Source organism: Bifidobacterium sp. (assembly GCF_022640935.1).
In the GTDB taxonomy this organism is placed as follows: domain Bacteria; phylum Actinomycetota; class Actinomycetes; order Actinomycetales; family Bifidobacteriaceae; genus Bifidobacterium.
The window spans coordinates 1-17,953 of sequence record NZ_JALCCV010000001.1 but is presented as its reverse complement, the minus strand read 5'-3'; the positions used below and the strand labels follow the sequence as shown (position 1 = coordinate 17,953).

Here is a 17,953-nt window from a genome sequence, read left to right as displayed (position 1 = left end):
CTTTCCTCGTAGTTTGGTGGTCGGGTGGTGTGGGGATGAGAAGCGGGGGAATTGAACGGTTAAGGAATTGTTTTCCGTGGCAGCAGACACAACAGCCGCTGCCACGTCACATTGGATTACGCTGCCGCAGTGGACTACGCCGTCGGCCCGTAAGAAGGCTGGGTGCGATATTCGTTGTTGGCATAATGGCTGGTCTCGCGTGCGTATTCGGTCAGCCGCAGGCGGTCCTCGGGGGAGAGCGAGCGCAGGAAATCGCGTTCGTAATCGCCCAGCGAAGTGGGGTAGTCGCCGTTGAAGTAGGCTACGCACAGCCCGCCGTAAGGCGCGTCTTCATGCATGCCGATTGATTCGACAAGGCCGTCGAGGCTGAGGAATTGCAGGGAATCGGCGCCGATGTAGTCGCGTATTTCAGCCACGGATTTCTTGGCGGCGATGAGCTCCTTGGTGGTGGAGATGTCGATGCCGTAGAAGCAGGGGTACTTGAGCGGCGGGGAGCTGATGCGCATATGCACTTCGCTCGCCCCGGCTTCGCGCAGCAGGCGTACGATGCGCCGCGAGGTGGTGCCGCGCACGATCGAGTCGTCGATGACCACGACCCGTCTGCCTTCGACCACGCCTCGGACGGCCGAAAGCTTCATGCGTACGCCTTGTTCGCGCAGTTCTTGGGTCGGCTGGATGAAGGTGCGGGCCACATACTGGTTCTTGATCAGGCCCATTTCGTTGGGCAGCCCGCTTTCCTCGGCGTAGCCGGAGGCAGCGGACAATGAGGAATTCGGCACGCCGATCACCATATCGGCATCTACCGGATCCTCTTGCGCGAGGCGCCTGCCCATGCGTTTGCGGGCCGAATGGACGTTGATGCCGTAGATATTGGAATCCGGCCTCGCGAAATAAATGAATTCCATGGAGCAGATCGACAGCTGCGTCTTATCCGTATACCGCTCGATCCGATAGCCGTTGTCATCCACGACGATGATCTCGCCGGGTTTGATATTGCGCACGAGCTCGGCGCCCACGACGTCCAACGCGCAGGTCTCCGAGGCGAGCACATAGGCGCCGTTGGTCATGCGGCCCAGGGACAGCGGCCGGAAGCCGTTAGGATCCAGTGCGCCGATCAGCGCATGCTCGGTCATGAGCAGATAGGCGAAGCCGCCGTGCACGGCGTTCAGCGCATCTTTGAGCTGATCCATGAACTCATGTTTCGACGATCTGCGGATCAAATGCATAAGCACTTCGGTGTCGGAATCCGAGCGGAAGATCGCGCCCTCGTCTTCCAGCCGGGTGCGCAGCGAGACGCAGTTCGTCAGATTGCCGTTGTGGCACAGCGCCATATCGCCGTCGTGGAAACGGAAGAGGAACGGCTGGATGTTGTCCACGCTTTTCGAGCCGGATGTGGCGTATCGCACATGGCCGATCGCATGCTCGCCCGAAAGCCGGGAGAACTCCTGCTCGTCGGAGAAGACCTGGGTGAGCAGACCGAGGCCGCGATGTCCCAAGAGCTGACCGTGGTCATTGGTGACGATGCCGGCCCCTTCCTGGCCGCGGTGCTGCAGGGCGTGCAGTCCGAAATAAGTCAATCGGGCGGCATCAGGGTGACCCCAGACGCCGAAGAGGCCGCATTCCTCATGGATGTCCTCGAGTTCAGCTGACAAGCCAAATCCCCTTTCGAGAAGGCAGGGAAAGATAAGACGTGTTACGGGTTCACCCTACCAATCGCAGGCTACATCGGTGTGACTCCCGGTGGCGCTGCGGCGGGATCCGGCCACGGGCCGGGTGAAGTCGGCGATGCCTGGCTGTACCTGTCATAACTGCTGCGTTACAAGCTATGTGTCTGCCTGCTTGCTATGCTCTCAGATAGTCAAGAGCGTCAAAAACACAATCAGCCCAGCATGCGGTGCCGCAAACACGGCGAACGCCCACAGCGAATTGTGATCTGCGCGCAGTCTGGCATGGACATGCGGGAGCCGTGGGCGCGAGGCCGGCGGCAAGGCCAGGAATCGGGGATTCGATCATGATCATTCGCAATGTGCACGTGGAGAATGATGAGGCGATAGGCGATGTGCGCATCGACGATGGGGTTTTTGCCCAGATCGGCGGCAGCGCGGATAGCGTAGGCATCCGCGCTGCAGGTACTGATCGGGCAGGTGTTAACGGCGGACGTGCGGCAGCTGATCATAGAGACGGCACTTCGGCCCAGGTTTCGCGGCCAGGCGAAACCGTGATCGACGGGCAGGGCGGCGTATTGTTGCCGCCTTTCGTGGACCCGCATGTGCATCTCGACGCCGCGCTGACGGCCGGGGACCCGGAGTGGAACGAGACCGGGACACTGTTCGATGGCATCCGCATCTGGTCCGAGCGCAAGAAAAGCCTGTCCGTCGCAGATGTCAAGGACCGCGCACGGCGCACCATCGACATGATGGTGCGGCACGGCATCCAGCATATCCGCAGCCATGTGGACGTCACCGATCCTGGCTTGGTCGCACTGCATGCGCTGCTGGAGCTGAAATCGGAGGTCGAACAGTACGCGGACTTGCAGCTCGTCGCATTTCCGCAGGAGGGGATTCTCTCGTATCCCAATGGCAAAGCGCTGATGCAGCGTGCCGTCAGTGAAGGCGCGGACGTGATCGGCGGCATCCCGCATTTCGAATTCACCCGTGATTATGGTGTCGAATCCTTGAAATTCCTAGTCGATCTGGCGGTGAAGAACGACCGACTGGTGGATGTCCACTGCGATGAGATCGACGATCCGGCATCGCGGAATCTGGAAGTGTTGGCCACGCTGGCGCTGGAGAACGGCATCGGGGATCGTGTCACCGCCAGCCATACCACGGCGATGGGCTCGTATAACGACGCGTACACGTACAAGCTGTTCCGTCTGCTGAAGATGTCAGGCATCAGCTTCGTCTCGAATCCGCTCGTGAACATGCATCTGGGCGGGCGCTTCGACACGTATCCCAAGCGCCGCGGACTGACGCGGGTCAAGGAGCTGGACGCGGACGGCATCAATGTGGCCTTCGGCGAAGACGACATCCGCGATCCGTGGAGCCCGCTCGGCGCGGGGAACATGCTCGACGTGGTGCGCATGGGCGTCTATGCGGCGCAGCTCATGGGCTATAGCCAGATCATGGACTCGTACAAGTACGTCACATACAACGGGGCCAAAGCGCTGCATATCGACGATCATTACGGCATCGAGGTCGGCAAACCCGCGAATTGCATCATTCTGAACGCGTCGAACTTCTACGAGGCGCTCAACGAGAACGACGAAGTGCTCTACAGCATCCGCGCCGGCAAGGTCATCGTCTCCACCCGGCCCCATGTGACGACGCTGCGCTAGACGGCAATCTGGCGGACGGCGACAGGCGACATATCGCGGCAACTGAAGTATAGTGTGCATAATGTGCAGGTGTGAATCCGCAGCAGTCGGCGCGTAGGGGGCGCAATGAGATCGTCGCAACATCCCAGGCATACCAAGGGCGTGCGGCAGATGCGTAGTTCGCCGTGGCTGGCGCCGCTGGTGGTGCTGGCTGTGGCGTTGCTGGCCATCGGCGGCTGGTTCGTGGTCCAGCAGCTGCTTGACGCAAACCCCCGGACCGGCGCCTCGCAGACAGCAAGTTCGCAGGGGCAGCGGCCCTCTGCGAGCGGCGGTGCAACCGTGTCGCAGAGCGCCGCACCGGCCGTGCATCACGGCAACTCGCCTGATTGCCCGGACACCGACTGCATCGCCATGCTGGTCAACGGCGATCTGCTGTTTCACGAGGGGTTGTGGAAGAACTTCGCAAACAATCCGCAGGCCACCGACGGCAGCGCCTTCGACTTCACGCCGCTCTTTGCCCCGATGAGCCGATATATCAAGGCTTCCGATATTGCGGTGTGCCAGTTCGAGACGCCGATAGCCCAGCGCGGCGGCCCATATGCCGCCTATCCGGTATTCAATATTCCGCCCGAAGCCGTGGATGCTGTGGCGTCGGTCGGCTATAGCGCCTGCACGCATGCCAGCAACCACTCATGGGATCAGGGCGCGGCCGGCATTGCGCGTCTGACCGCAGCCCTGCAGGCGAACGGCATCGCACAGACCGGCTCGTATCTCACCGAGCAAGATTCGACGAAACCGCTGGTGGTTGCTTCGCCGACCGGCGGCGGCAGCCTTGGCATCGTGGCCGGTACGCTTTCACTCAACGGCGAGGTTCCCGATCACGATTGGCGGGTCGACCGGCTGCGCGAATCAGGGGATCCGCATCACCAATCTGACATCGACCGGGCGGTCGCCAAGGCGAAGGCGGCGCGCGCGGCCGGCGCCGACATCGTGGCGATCGCAATGCACTCGGTCCAGGAATATCTTGATTACGCCGACTCATGGCAGCAGTCCGAGGCCCACGAATTGGCGGATACGGGCGCGTTCGATCTCATTTACGGCGCCGGATGCCACTGCGCCCAGCCGATCGAGCACTATCACGGTACATGGATCATCTATGGTCTGGGCAACGCGGTGACGGTGACGACGCATATCCCGGGGCATAGCGTGAACAACCAGGGGGTCACGGCACGCATCCAATTCGCCGGGAAAAAGGGTGTCGCAGGTTCGTGGCGGGTCAGCCGCATCGATTGGGTGCCGACCGCGAACGTGCGGCAGGGCAAATACCGATGGTGCCCCATTGCGTCCGATCATCCCGATGGCGTCTGTTGGGACGCGCAGGAGGACGCCCGGGTCCGCCAGCGGATCAGTGACGTGATCTACTCGAAAAATGCAGACCGCACCATCGTGCGAGAATGGCTGATCACCAAGGAAACGAAGCAGTGAATACGGCTCTCGAGACGCTGCTGGCGTGCTGGAGCCCCACCTGATGCTTGCACGTAACGGCCGACGTGGCCTCCTCGCGAGTATCCATGGAATGATTGGTACGGTTTCTTGTGATGTCTTGTGATGTCTTGTGATCTTCCTATGTGCGCCATCTGAAAAACTCACGTATCTGCGTTGCGTGAGACGTTATCGGGATGTCTCGGCGGTCTAGCTACGCTGTGTGTAGCGCTAATCTCGCGGCGCCCCAAATAGCACTGCCCGAAAATGGCGATTGCTGACCACCTTATATTCGTCCTTCCGCGGAATAGGTTGCAAACAGGGCAGATAGACCTCCGTGGGCGGCAGATAACCCACATCGAAGAGTGGGCAAACCCGCGGCGACACACCATGGGGATCGTTTTGCGAACGACACGCGTTCGAACATATGTTCGATTATTTGTGTATTGTATGACGTACCGAATCGAAGAACCCGGCCACGAAGGAGCGCACAAGGAGGCGGACTATGGAGCATCATGCAGAAGCGCGAACCTACATCGCGATCGATCTCAAATCGTTCTATGCTTCCGTCGAATGCGTGGAACGCAATCTTGACCCGCTGACGACCAATCTGGTGGTGGCTGACGTCAGCCGCACCGAGAAGACAATCTGTCTGGCAATCTCGCCGTCGCTCAAGGTCTATGGCCTTCCCGGCCGTGCGCGGCTGTTCGAAGTGGTGCGCAAGATGGCCGAGATCAATGAGCGCCGGCGTCTGGACGCTCCGGACCGGCGCCTCGAAGGGGAGTCATTCGACGCCGGTGAGCTGAACGCATCGCCGAATCTGAGGGCGACGTATATAGCAGCTAAGCCCAAGATGGCGCGGTATCTGCAGCGCAGCGCGGAAGTATATGCCATTTACCTGCGGTATGTAGGAGCGCAGGATATCCATGTGTATTCGGTTGATGAGGTGTTCATGGATGTAACGCACTATCTCAAATCATCGGGCATGAGCGCGCATGAGATGGCGGTCGCCATGGTGCATGATGTTCAAAAGAACACAGGGCTTACTGCCACGGCCGGGATCGGCACGAATATGTACCTGAGCAAGGTCGCGATGGATATCGTGGCCAAGCATATTCCGGGCGACAAGGATGGTGTGCGCGTAGCCGAGCTTGACGAGATGTCATATCGGCGGCTGCTGTGGGCGCACAGGCCGCTGACCGATTTCTGGCGGGTCGGGCGCGGCTATGCGAAGAAGCTCGAATCGCACGGGCTGCTTACCATGGGGGATGTCGCCCGATGCTCAGCCGGAAGACCCTGCGACTACTACAACGAGGATCTGCTCTACCGCATGTTTGGCATCAACGCCGAGCTGCTCATCGATCACGCGTGGGGCTATGAGCCGTGCTCCATCGCCGAGATCAAGGCATACAGGCCGGCAGCCACCAGCATGAGCTCCGGCCAAGTGCTGCAAACGCCCTACGACTGGAAGCATGCCCGGCTCGTGATCAAGGAAATGATCGATATGCTCGTCCTGGAAATGGTGGACAAGCAGATGCAGACCGATCAGATCGGGCTGTATATCGGCTACGAGCGGCTGGACGACACTGCTCCGAGTGCTCGACAGACCAGTGCCGGGCAGGCCGCCAGGGAAGGCAGAGCTGCCGGCACTGCCGCTGTCGGTTCTGATACTGCTGGTTCCGGCGGCACTGGTTCCGATACTGACATCGCAGGCTTTGAAAGCATCGATGTCGGAGCCGTCGTGCGCAAGCCATCACTGCGGGCCGTGGTGCACGATCATTTCGGCCGCACGGTGCCTAAACCGTCGAGAGGCAGCACAAGGCTTGGCTCATACACGTCGTCGTCCAAAGTCATCCTTGACGCCATGATGGCGTTATACGACCGCGTGACCGACCCGGATCTTCTGGTGCGTCGGATGAACGTCGTCGTGGGTCGGCTGCGTCCAGAGCAGGCTGTCATAGGGGAACGGCGCTATGAGCAGCCTGATCTGTTCTCATGCAGTGACGCGGAAGCCGCCGCGTGTCGGGCAGCCGGGCAGGAGCGGCGCAACGAACTCGAAGTGCAGCGCGCGATGCTTGGCGTCAAACGCCGATTCGGCCGCAACGCAATTGTCAAAGGCATGGACTTGGAAAAGGGAGCCACCGGCATCAAACGCAATGCGCAGATAGGAGGTCACGCCGCATGACATTTGAAGCAACCCACCGCTACGACGACATCATCGCGCTGCCGCATCACCAGTCACGCGGCCGCGCACGCATGGCTCCGCGCAATCGCGCCGCGCAGTTCATGCCGTTCGCCGCGCTCACCGGATACGACGCCATCATCATGGAAGCGGCGCGCGAAACGCGGCAACGTGTGCTGCTGGACGAGGACGCGCAACGCGAACTCGATGCGAAGCTGCAACGCGCCCTGAATCGGCTCGGCTCCCGGCATCGGTTCGCAATCACCTATTTTCGCAAAGACAAGCACAAGGATGGCGGTGGCTACATCACTGCCGAAGGCGTCATCCACCTCCTCGACCAAGAGCGGAAAGCCCTCGTACTTGAGGATGACACCGTAATTCCGCTTGAAGAAATCATCGCCTTAGATGATCTGGATAAGCCGGGCGATGGGGAAAGTATGGGTAAGGGCGGCGAATGAGCAATGTGGCGCGATCGAGCGGGGAACCGCGCAGACTTATGTTGGCGCTATGGGCGCTATGGCCAGCTATCCGACTTGGATCAAACCATCGAGAATCCGATTGTTCTGGACGCTTTCGGTGGCGATTGCGCCTGTGACGGTTGTAACTGGCGCCATCTGGAGGCTTGGTTCCGCGTCACGGTTGACTTTTCGAATGGTGAATTCGATCGGGTGATCAGGTGCCCGCATCCACGAAGTCAGGGATGTTGGAGACAAGGCCACGAGCGTTGCCGAGGCCATCAGGGTTCTCGCCGAAAACGGTCGTTTTGCCTTTGTCGATCTGTCCGATGATCCGAAGATCTGCGGAAGCCGCGGGCGCGTATTGGCTGCTATACGTGATGCCAGCGGGCGAATTGAGGGGCACAACGCGCTGTCTGCAAGGCCTCTTTGGCATGGCCGATGAATACCGCCAAAGGTCCTGCGTTAGGTTGTCATCATCTCCGGAGCAAAGCGCATGGCAAGCCCATCGCACAGCGCCGAGCTATGGCAAGTCGTATTCTTTATATCCAGGAAGCTGCCGGTGAACCGAGACCGAGGTAAATTCGGATTCGCGCGCAACGTCTGCCTGAAGTCGGATGGATTGCGCCAAGCGTTTGATGCCCATCAGCTGCATTCATCATTCGTAACTGCGAATAAGTCGTATTGCCACAGTGAGGAATGAAATTTACCAGAGATAAGGCCGATCTCCTCGGTGGAACGCGATTCCAGCCAGAAATCGAGGATGTGATGCCTGTTTATTGACAGATATGCGGACGGAATGACGAACAAAGCCGACATGGAATCATCCGGCACTCATGTGGTGTCCGATTCCCTGTCGGCCCTGTCTTGCGTATGCCGATTTGCGCTAGCGATCCGCCCCTCTCAAGCGGTGAAGTATTCGACTCCAGCCTCGAAAATCGGCTGACGTTCGGTGCCCGGGACGTTGCGGTACAGGCCCGCGCCCGAACGCTCGGAGTGGGCCATCTTGCCGAAAACGCGGCCATCGGGGCTGGTGATGCCTTCGACGGCAAGCAGGGATCCGTTCGGATTCACGTCCAAGCTCATGCGCGGCACACCGTTTTCGTCCACATATTGCGTCGCTATCTGTCCGGAGTCCTTGAGCTGGTCGAGCACCGGTTTCGGGGCGACGAAACGGCCCTCGCCATGGGAGATCGCAATGGTATGGATGTCGCCGACCTCGGTTTTGGACAGCCACGGCGACAGGTCGGAGGCCACGCGCGTATGCACCAGGCGGCTCTGGTGGCGGCCGATGGTGTTGAAGGTCAGCGTCGGGCATTCGGCCGTCATCGGCACAATGTCGCCGAAGGGCACCAAGCCGAGCTTGACGAGCGCCTGGAAGCCGTTACACACGCCCAGCATCAGCCCATCGCGATTGTTCAGCAGGTCGCGCACGGCCTCGGCGACCTGCGGCGAACGGAAGAACGCAGTGATGAACTTGGCCGAGCCGTCCGGTTCGTCGCCGCCGGAGAAACCGCCCGGAATCATGACGATCTGGCTGCGGGATATCTCTTGGGCCAGATGCGCGGTCGATTCCGCGACGGCATTGGGCGTGAGGTTGTTGATGATCAGCGTGCTCACCTCGGCGCCCGCCTGTTCGAAGGCCGCCGCGGAATCGTATTCGCAGTTGTTGCCGGGGAAGACGGGTATCACGATGCGGGGCTTGGCGATGCCCTTTCCGGAACGATGCGCGGTCTGTCCGGCAACGTGGCTGATCGTCTCGACCTCAGGGCCGTCCGCGCGGTAGGGGTACACCGATTCGATGCCGCTCTCCCAGACCTCCTGCAGCTGCGCGAGATCCAACGTCTCCTCGCCCGTGCGGAACTCGTAGTCCGTCATCGTCTCGCCGACTGTGCCCACGCATACCTGGTTTGTCACTTTCGGCAACGGGGCATCATCGGCCAGTTCCACGAAGAACGAGCCATACGCTGGCTGGAAGAGATCATCAACGTCGATATCCGGCTCAAGCGCGAGTCCGATGCCATTGCCCACGGTCATCTCGAAGAGCGCGGCAGCGCTTGCACCATAGCCAGGCGTGGAAACAGCCAGGGCTGACCTGTCCTCGATAAGCTCCTCGACGGCGGTCATCGCCCCGAGCAAACCTTCGACGTCCGGGGTCGGGCCATCGGCGGCGTAGCGCGGCGCGATGCGTACGACGCGGTGGCCGGCGCCTTTGAACTCGGGCGAAGTGGCGTGATCCACCGATCCGATGGCCACGGCGAAGGAAATCAGACTCGGTGGCACGTCGAGAGCCTCGAAGCTGCCGCTCATGGAATCCTTGCCGCCGATGGCGCCCACACCCAGGTCGATTTGCGCATTCAGCGCGCCGAGCACTGCGGCCAACGGCTTGCCCCAGCGACTCGGCTCAGTACCGGGCTTGCCGAAATATTCCTGCAGGCTCAGATAGGCGTTCTCGCGCTTGAATCCGCTGGCCACAAGCTTTGCAAGCGACTCGACCACGGAAAGATACGCGCCGGTGAACTGGTCGCGCTCCATGATGTAAGGATTGAAGCCCCATGCCATCGCCGACGCGGTAGTTGTTTCGCCGAAGACCGGCAGTTTTGCCACCATCGCCAAGCTCGGCGTGAGCTGACGCGAGCCGCCATAGGGCATCAGCACGGTGCTCGCGCCGATGGTCGAGTCGAATCGCTCGCCAAGCCCTTTGTTCGAGGCGACGTTCAGATCGCTCACCAGCGCGCGCATGCGCGTCCCAAACGACCCTGTATTCCATGATGTCGGCGTGGTGTAGCTGCTGCTCGGTCCCACCTGCACCTGCTGATGCTTTTCGGCGCCGTTCGACGCGAGAAAGGTGCGGCTCAAGTCGACGATGGTGTCGCCTCGCCAGTTCATGCGCATCCGGGCTTCTGCCGTGACAGTCGCGATGACGGTGGCTTCAAGATTCTCTTGGCGCGCGTACTCGAGAAACTCGTCCACATCGTCGGCGGCGACATCCACCGCCATGCGCTCCTGCGACTCGGATATGGCCAGCTCAGTGCCGTCGAGGCCCGCGTACTTCTTGGGCACCGCGTCCAGATCGATGATCAGCCCGTCGGCGATCTCGCCGGTCGCCACCGACACGCCGCCCGCACCGAAATCGTTGCAGCGCTTGATGAGGCGGCAAGCATCCTTGCGGCGGAAGAGCCGCTGCAGCTTACGTTCGACAGGCGCGTTGCCCTTCTGCACTTCGGCGCCGAGCTCGGTGGTCGAGGTGACATCCAAGGACTGCGAAGCTCCTGTGGCTCCGCCAATGCCGTCGCGGCCGGTACGGCCGCCCAACAGAATGATCTTGTCGCCTGGAGTTGGGGTTTCGCGGCGCACATGGTCGGCCGGCGTAGCTCCCACCACGGCGCCGACCTCCATGCGCTTGGCCACGTACCCGGGGTGGTAGATCTCGTCGACCTGCCCGGTGGCCAAGCCGATCTGATTGCCGTACGAGGAGTATCCGGCGGCGGCCCCGGTCGCCAGCTTGCGCTGGGGGAGCTTGCCCTGCAATGTTTCACTCACCGGCACGGTCGGATCGCCGGCACCGGTGACCCGCATCGCCTGATACACATAGGAGCGGCCGGAAAGCGGGTCGCGGATGCAGCCGCCGATGCAGGTGGCCGCGCCGCCGAAGGGCTCGATTTCCGTGGGATGGTTATGCGTTTCGTTTTTGAACAGGAACAGCCAGTCCTCGTCGTGCCCGTTCACATCGACCTTGGTCTTGACCGTGCACGCGTTGATTTCCTCGGACTCGTCCAGCCCGGTGAGCAGACCCTTGGCTGCAAGCCATTTCGCGCCGATGGTGGCCATGTCCATAAGACATATCGGCTTCTCGTCGCGGCCCAGCTCCTTGCGCAGCCCAAGATAGCGGTTGAAAGCCTCGCCCACCTTGTCGTCGTCGAAGGCGATGTCGTCGAGTCGCGTGCCGAAGGTCGTATGGCGGCAATGATCGGACCAGTATGTGTCAATCACCTTGATCTCGGTGATGGTCGGCTCGCGGCTCTCACTGGCGAAGTAACGCTGGCAGCATTGCGCATCCGCCAGATCCATCGCCAGACCGCGATCCGCAAGGAAGACGCCCAGTCCCTGTTCGTCCAGTTCGTTGAAGCCTTTGAGGATTTCGACCGATTCGGGCTGCTTGACCTCATCGTTGAGGTTGGCCACCGGTTCGAGCGAGGCGGGTCGCGATTCGACCGGATTGATCACGTAGCGCCTGACGGCCGCCAGATCCGCGGGGGAGAGGCTGCCAGAGATGATGTAGATTCTGGCCGTACGCACGGTGGGGCGCTCTCCTTGGGAGATCAGCTGGATGCATTCGCTCGCAGAGTCAGCACGCTGGTCGAACTGGCCGGGAAGGTATTCCACGCCGAAGATTGCGCTGGCCGCGGTATCGTCGGCGGCTTCGGGAAGCGTTGCGGAAACCGTATCGACCTGCGGCTCGCTGAACACGGTCGCCACGGATTGGTTGAACAATGCGGCATCGATGCCTTGGACGTCATAGCGGTTGATCATGCGCAGCCCGGTGATGCCCGTGATGCCGAGAATCGTGACGAGTTCGCCGCGCAGCTGCTGTGCCTCGACGTCGAATCCGGGTTTCTTCTCCACATAGGTGCGGAAAACGGTCGTGCCGTCGTGGGCCGTTGCGCCGGATGCTGCGTTGTTCCGCGTCGCTGTACTGTGAGTCGCTGTATTTGCCTGAGCCACTGTCGTCCTGTCTTCCGATCAAATTGTCTGTTGACTAACAGTCCTGTTAATTATCGTCTTTTGCCGGCTATCGGTACCCGCCGCATGAGCACGCATGAAGCCCTGAAATAGATGTCGCCTGCATCCGTCAATTTCGGATGCAGGCGATTGCGATCATGCGCTGGGGGTGATGCCCTCGCTCTTGGCCAAGGTGGTCAGGCGGTCGTAGATTTCCTCGTAGGCAGGGATGATATCGCCCAAATCCCTGCGGAAGAGGTCCTTGTCGAGATGCTCGACCTCGCCATCCTTGCTGTCCTTGTTCCACAGGCGGCAGGTGTCAGGGGTGATTTCGTCGGCCAGAAGAATGGTTCCTTCACTGGTTTTGCCCTCTTCGATCTTGAAATCGACCAGTTGCACGCCGATCTTCGTGAAGATATCGAGCAGCGCCTCGTTGACCGCGCGCGCCTGGCGCGAAATCTCGGCAAGCTCCTCGTCGCTGGCCAGCCCCAGAGCAAGGATGCCGTCATCGTTGATGAAGGGGTCGCCCAACTCGTCGGACTTCACGCAGAACTCGAGGATCGGCTTTTTGAGTTCCGTGCCCTCGGCGACGCCATAGCGCTTTGCGAACGACCCCGCGGCGGTGTTGCGCATGATGATCTCCAACGGGAACATGGTCATGCGTCGCACCAGCTGCTCGGTGTCGGAAACGCGCCGCACGAAGTGGCTTTCCACGCCCCGGGCTTTGAGCAGATCGAAGATAACGGAGGTGATGTGATTGTTCAGCTCTCCCTTGCCCTCGATCTGGGCTTTCTTTGCGCCGTTACCGGCGGTCGCCTGATTCATGTATTCGACCCAGAGAATGTCCTGATCGTTGGTTGCGTAAAGTTTTTTGGCCTTGCCCTCGTAGAGCTTCTCCAGTTTCTCCATGACCCGCCTTTCGCGTGTGTCCATGTTCGAATGGGAGGTGATTTGACGCTCATAGAGTAGCAAGCAGAGGTTACAACGACACGTATGCGGCATTGCTGATGCCGATCGGGGGCATCTATGTCCTATGCAACCACAACATGCAAGGTGTCTGCCACGTTCGCGGCTCGCGCTCGCGCCTCGTCAACGTCTCTCCCGATTGCCAGCGATACCGCCATGCGCCGATGGCCATGCACGGCCGGCTTGGCGAAAATGCGCAGATCGGCGTCCGGTCCGGACAGTGCTTCAGGCAGATTCGAGAACACGGCTTCGCCCTCGCCCTCGACCACAATCGCATGGCTCGCCGCGACCGAGCCTTGTCGCAAGGTCAGATTCAGATGCTCCTGCGTCACCGGCAGTCCCAGCACGGCCCGGGCGTGCAGCGCGAACTCGCTCAGGCGCTGTGACAGCATGGTCACCATGCCGGTGTCATGAGGTCTGGGGGAGACCTCGTTGAAAAGCACGGTGCCATTGTCGAGCACGAACAGTTCCACGCCGAACACGCCCCAGCCGCGTTCCCCCTCGCGCTGTGCCTGATCGACCATGCCCAGCACCGCAGTGCAGGCGATGCGCTGGGCCGTCGCCAGCGTCATGTCATCGACGTTGGCCGGCTGCCAGGATTCGCGGTAATCCCCATGATCCTGCCGTTGCCCGATGGGCGCGCAGGTGACCACGCCCGCACGTGAGCTGACAGTCAGCACGGTCAGCTCATAGGCGAGTGGCACCAAGGCCTCGACAATGACGCGTGAAACGGTGCCGTCGTTTGCCGCTCGGCGGCCGGTCTGCGCCTCCCGCCAAGCCTGTTCGAGCTGTTCCGAGCGTTCGACGACCGACTGCCCATGCCCGGACGAGCTCATAATCGGCTTGACGACGCAGGGGTAGCCCACGGCCTCGGCGCCGGAGCCGAGCTCCTCGAAGGATCCGGCGAAACGGTACGGCGTCGTGGGCAGGCCAAGCTCGTCGTGCGCAAGCGTGCGAAGGCGTTCGCGGTCCATGCAGATTGCGGCTATGCCGGAGCTCGGCACCACTTGGATGCCGCGATGGGCGGCTTCGGCCAGTTCCGAGGTGGCGATGGCCTCCACTTCGGGAATGATGATGTCCGGCTTCACCTGTGCGATAAGCGCGTTGAGCTTCTGCGCGTCCGCCATATCAAGCACCTGCGCCTCATGTGCCACTTGGGCCGCCGGGGCACCAGCATAGCTGTCCGCGGCGCATACCCAAGCGCCCAGCCGCATCAGCTCAATGGTGACTTCTTTGCCCAGCTCGCCGGAGCCCAACAGCAGCACGCGGGTCGGCTGTGGACCCAAGGGCGTGCCGAGCGGGCGGTCAACCGACAAGGGCGAATCGGGCAGCGCTGAAGCGGAAACTGAAGAAGTGGATTGGGGGGTGGCAGACGATGGGTCAGGACGATTCTGGGTATTTTCGTTCATGCGACCATTGTGCCATTCCGCATGTATAGACGGCAGCCAAGAATGCGCATAAACCGCGGTGGCAATGGTTCGAATACGCTGTGATGGTTCAGCCAACGCAAGATATGCTGATGAAATGTGATTTCCGTTAGATGCAACGGCATACTGACCTCATTCGACGAAAAGCTTGCGCTGTCGTGAATGATCCGAATGTGAACCTGCCATGCAGCACGATCCGAAATAGGCTGCAAGCCAGCATTTGGATGATGATTCGATGGCATGCCCTTTAGCCGCGACTGGGTGTTTTCGCCTCATCTGTCTATGAGCCGGGAGAAAACGTGTCATGGCGAAGGGTGGTATTGTGCAGCAGATCATGCGCCGCTTGCCTTATGCATCGCCGCCGGGCATGCGCTGCAGTGTTCGCCGGAATCAGCGGTATGCTGCCTTGGGCGGCACTGGGATCCATCCAATCTATTCTTGTCGCGGTGCATGAAATGGTCGCCGCTGCCTGCGATGGCATTGCAACGTCACAGCAGCGCGATGAGCTGGTCCGTGTGCTCCTGCGTGGTGGCCCAGCTGGTGCACAGGCGCATGATCGTATGCCCATCGTCGACCTTGCGCATGAAGCCCATCTCCACGTCCCTCGACAGGCGTTCGATGGTGGCGCCGTCCATATTCACCATGATCTGATTCGTAGGGTTCTCATAGGCCAGTTCGTAGCCTTTGGCCACCAAGGCCTTGCGAATCTGCGTGGCCTTGTCGTTGGCGTTCCGGGCGATGTCGAGATACAGCCCGCCGGTGAACAGCGTGTCGAACTGCAATCCGGTCAGCCAGCCCTTGGCGAGCAAGGCTCCGTGCCGCTTGATCAGCGTCAGGAAGTGCTTCGGACTATTGTCTTTCGGGAAGACCACCGCTTCGCCGCACAGCGCGCCGACCTTGGTGCCGCCGATATAGAACACGTCGGTGAGTCTGGCGATATCCTCGAGCGCCACATCAGTGCCGTCGGCCGTCAGGCCATAACCGAGCCGTGCGCCGTCGAGGAAGAAGGTCAGTTCATGGCGATGGCATACCTCGGCGAGTGCCTCAAGCTCCGCTTTGGAATACAGCGTGCCATATTCGGTGGGATGGGAGATGTAGAGCGTGCCGGGGAAGACCATATGCTCGTAGTTGCCGTCGGCGTAGAAATCCTTGCAGTACCGGTCGAGCTCGCCGGCATCAACTTTGCCGTTGTGCTCCGGCAGCGCGAGGACCTTGTGCCCGGTGTATTCGATGGCACCGGCCTCATGCACGTTGACATGTCCGCTGGTCGCAGCTATGACGCCTGCATAGGGGGGTGTGACGGCGTCGATGACGGTCTGGTTCGTCTGCGTGCCGCCGGTAAGGAACCACACGTCGGCTTCTGGAGCGCCGCAGGCCTCTCGGATTTTCGCCATAGCGTCTTCGGTATAGCGGTCGCAACCGTATCCCGGGAGCTGTTCCAGATTCGTTTCGGCGAGGCGTTCGAGTATGCGCGGATGCGCGCCTTCGCTGTAATCGTTGGTGAATGAAAGCATGGCAGGCTCCTTGGCTGGGCAACGCGGAATCGTAAACAGCTGCGAGTCTATCGCGCGCGGCTCCCCACGGTTTGCACTTAGCACCATACTGGCCGCATGCACGCAATAAGGAAGGGCCATAGTGAGACAAGTCTGCAAGTCGTGCAGATAAACAAGACGGCCCCGGGGACGGTCTGCTCCCCGGGGCCGTCTTAGTGGCAGCCCTCGCGCCCTTGTGTTCTCTTGCCTCCATGCCACTTCCGTACCTGTGCATCAGTACCTGCCGCAGCGCCACATTGCGCGGCTTGTATTTTCACTGCCTCACTCAATCATCTGCAGCGACCGCCGGCATCGCCTCAATGCGGTGCGTCATCTTTCGCCATCTTTCGCATCATTCCGACGCCGTCCCTGGCGTCCGTGGCCCGGTTCACGAACCCTGCATCACCGTTGTCACCGTCATCATGTTCTTCAATTATCTATTTTCAATTATCATCAAGGAAGGTGTTGCGCAGAGGCCCTTGGACATTCCTCAGGTTGTGCGCTTCATTGCGGCCCATCGGCTGATCGACCGGCTGCAACTCCGACCCTCAGTTATTAATTGTAGTGGGCATGGCTCTGAAAATCCAGTGTGCGAAGTGCCAGGGCCATAATGTTCAGTAGTGTTTACGCATGGGCCTTATAAACGCACAGCATCCAACATCGAAACGGTCTGATTGTGTGATCGGGGGAGAAACGAACATGGCCTCGAAGTGCGTCGGCGTGTCGCAATAGTCGATGGCGCAAGACGAAGCGAGGCTGGGGGAGGAGATAACTGTTCGGGCTGCGATGCGACCTGGGCGACTCGCCGCGAGCGGGGGTCGCGGGAATCATGTATAGTATCCATCTGTTGTGCGAATTCGCTTGCGAAATCGTCACACACGGTGGACGTAGCTCAGTTGGTAGAGCACCTGATTGTGGTTCAGGAGGTCGCGGGTTCGAAACCCGTCGTCCACCCCACTTCATCGTTCTCGGCTCCTGTCGCGCTGACGAGTGGGGATCGTTGGCCGGACTGAATATGGTAGTTGCGGTTCTGCTATCGACAGAGGATTTTACCGTGCGGCCCATGGCCTTATCGGGGCGAGCGTCAATACACGATTGAAATCGACTTCATCATGGGTGCGGAACCGCAATGCTGCCGAGGTATGCCGAAAGATTGACACAGCGTCAATGGTGGCGTATGGTCATTCCGTAGTTGACATCGTGTCAATAGCTGTTGGTCGTCGTGGCGCTAACAAATAGGGGACTTCATGCCTACACAGACGTTTTTTGGTCTCGGCGCGGTTAAACGTAACCGCATCGAGCAGGCGCTGCTGCATGAATTCTCATCCCACCCGCTATGTGAGGCGCAAGTGGGGAGGATCGTGCGTGACGCCAGCATCGCGCGAGGTGCCTTCTATGTCTATTTCGATGATTTGGACGACGCCTATCGGCATGCGCTTGCCATCGCGTTGCGGGATATCCACGGCGGACTGATTGACGCCTTGGAGAACAGCCCCGGCGACACTCTTGATGTCTTCTATCAATACACCTTCGCGGTGGTGCGCCAAATGGCTTCGTCGCCTTATGCTGATCTGCTTCGTCTGCACTGGCAGATCAATGAAGACCAGCTCCAAGGCCATGAGAAGTCTGCCGATCTCAGGGGCGGGGTGGGGACGAGAAGGAGCGAAGTGGAACGTTTCTTCGACGACCATTCCCTTATCGTTGCTGGTCAGCCGCTGCACGACGGCGATGCGAACGTCGTCGCAGTCCGCATGCTCACGCAGGCCAGCCATTGCTGCGTGCGCGATGTGCTTGCAGGCAGACCGGCAGGGAGCGTCATGGCGGACTTCGCCACGCTGCTTCGGATCATGCGAGACGGCTTGCGATGCCGT

At 60.5% G+C, this 17,953-nt stretch carries 10 protein-coding genes, 1 tRNA gene and 1 pseudogene; 6 read left to right on the top strand and 6 right to left on the bottom strand.

Going from position 1 to position 17,953, the window contains the following annotated elements; genetic code table 11:
• Positions 1 to 134 precede the first annotated feature (134 nt).
• On the bottom strand, positions 135 to 1,652 hold the full coding sequence (purF, locus tag LKG04_RS00060; protein ID WP_291759235.1) for an amidophosphoribosyltransferase: 1,518 nt from the start codon (positions 1,650 to 1,652) through the stop codon (positions 135 to 137).
• 359 nt (positions 1,653 to 2,011) lie between these two features.
• Between purF and codA the strand changes: the two genes are divergently transcribed.
• The 4 genes and pseudogenes from codA to LKG04_RS08825 all read left to right on the top strand — a co-directional run.
• Complete coding sequence (codA, locus tag LKG04_RS00055; RefSeq protein WP_291759233.1) at positions 2,012 to 3,337, top strand: cytosine deaminase; 1,326 nt, start codon at positions 2,012 to 2,014, stop codon at positions 3,335 to 3,337.
• Positions 3,338 to 3,442: 105 nt separating this feature from the next.
• Positions 3,443 to 4,801 (top strand): CapA family protein, encoded by a 1,359-nt coding sequence (locus LKG04_RS00050; protein ID WP_434734829.1) that lies wholly within the window; start codon positions 3,443 to 3,445, stop codon positions 4,799 to 4,801.
• A 502-nt stretch (positions 4,802 to 5,303) separates the two neighbouring features.
• A complete protein-coding gene (locus LKG04_RS00045) occupies positions 5,304 to 6,983 on the top strand; it encodes a type VI secretion protein ImpB (protein ID WP_291759232.1) in 1,680 nt (559 codons plus the stop codon).
• Positions 6,980 to 7,189: pseudogene (locus LKG04_RS08825) on the top strand (hypothetical protein); the annotation flags it as partial. The gene LKG04_RS00045 and the pseudogene LKG04_RS08825, both read left to right, overlap by 4 nt.
• Positions 7,190 to 7,652: 463 nt before the next feature.
• Here the strand turns inward: LKG04_RS08825 and LKG04_RS00035 are convergent.
• From LKG04_RS00035 to LKG04_RS00015, 5 genes are all read right to left on the bottom strand, one after another.
• A complete protein-coding gene (locus LKG04_RS00035; protein ID WP_291759227.1) occupies positions 7,653 to 7,841 on the bottom strand; it encodes a hypothetical protein in 189 nt (62 codons plus the stop codon).
• A 497-nt stretch (positions 7,842 to 8,338) separates the two neighbouring features.
• Positions 8,339 to 12,061, bottom strand: coding sequence for a phosphoribosylformylglycinamidine synthase (locus LKG04_RS00030; protein ID WP_291759376.1), 3,723 nt, complete (start codon positions 12,059 to 12,061; stop codon positions 8,339 to 8,341).
• A gap of 252 nt (positions 12,062 to 12,313) precedes the next feature.
• A complete protein-coding gene (gene purC, locus LKG04_RS00025; RefSeq protein ID WP_291759225.1) occupies positions 12,314 to 13,066 on the bottom strand; it encodes a phosphoribosylaminoimidazolesuccinocarboxamide synthase in 753 nt (250 codons plus the stop codon).
• A 122-nt stretch (positions 13,067 to 13,188) separates the two neighbouring features.
• Positions 13,189 to 14,532, bottom strand: coding sequence for a formate-dependent phosphoribosylglycinamide formyltransferase (purT, locus tag LKG04_RS00020; protein WP_291759223.1), 1,344 nt, complete (start codon positions 14,530 to 14,532; stop codon positions 13,189 to 13,191).
• Positions 14,533 to 15,038: 506 nt separating this feature from the next.
• Positions 15,039 to 16,064: a threonine aldolase family protein gene (locus LKG04_RS00015; protein WP_291759221.1), complete on the bottom strand. Its 1,026-nt coding sequence runs from the start codon at positions 16,062 to 16,064 to the stop codon at positions 15,039 to 15,041.
• 899 nt (positions 16,065 to 16,963) lie between these two features.
• On the opposite strand from LKG04_RS00015, the gene LKG04_RS00010 reads away from it, so the two are divergent.
• Positions 16,964 to 17,039: transfer RNA gene (locus tag LKG04_RS00010), tRNA-His, on the top strand.
• Positions 17,040 to 17,329: 290 nt separating this feature from the next.
• Positions 17,330 to 17,953, top strand: a 624-nt coding sequence (locus LKG04_RS00005) for a TetR/AcrR family transcriptional regulator (RefSeq protein WP_291763127.1), incomplete at its 3' end; no start/stop codon positions are given.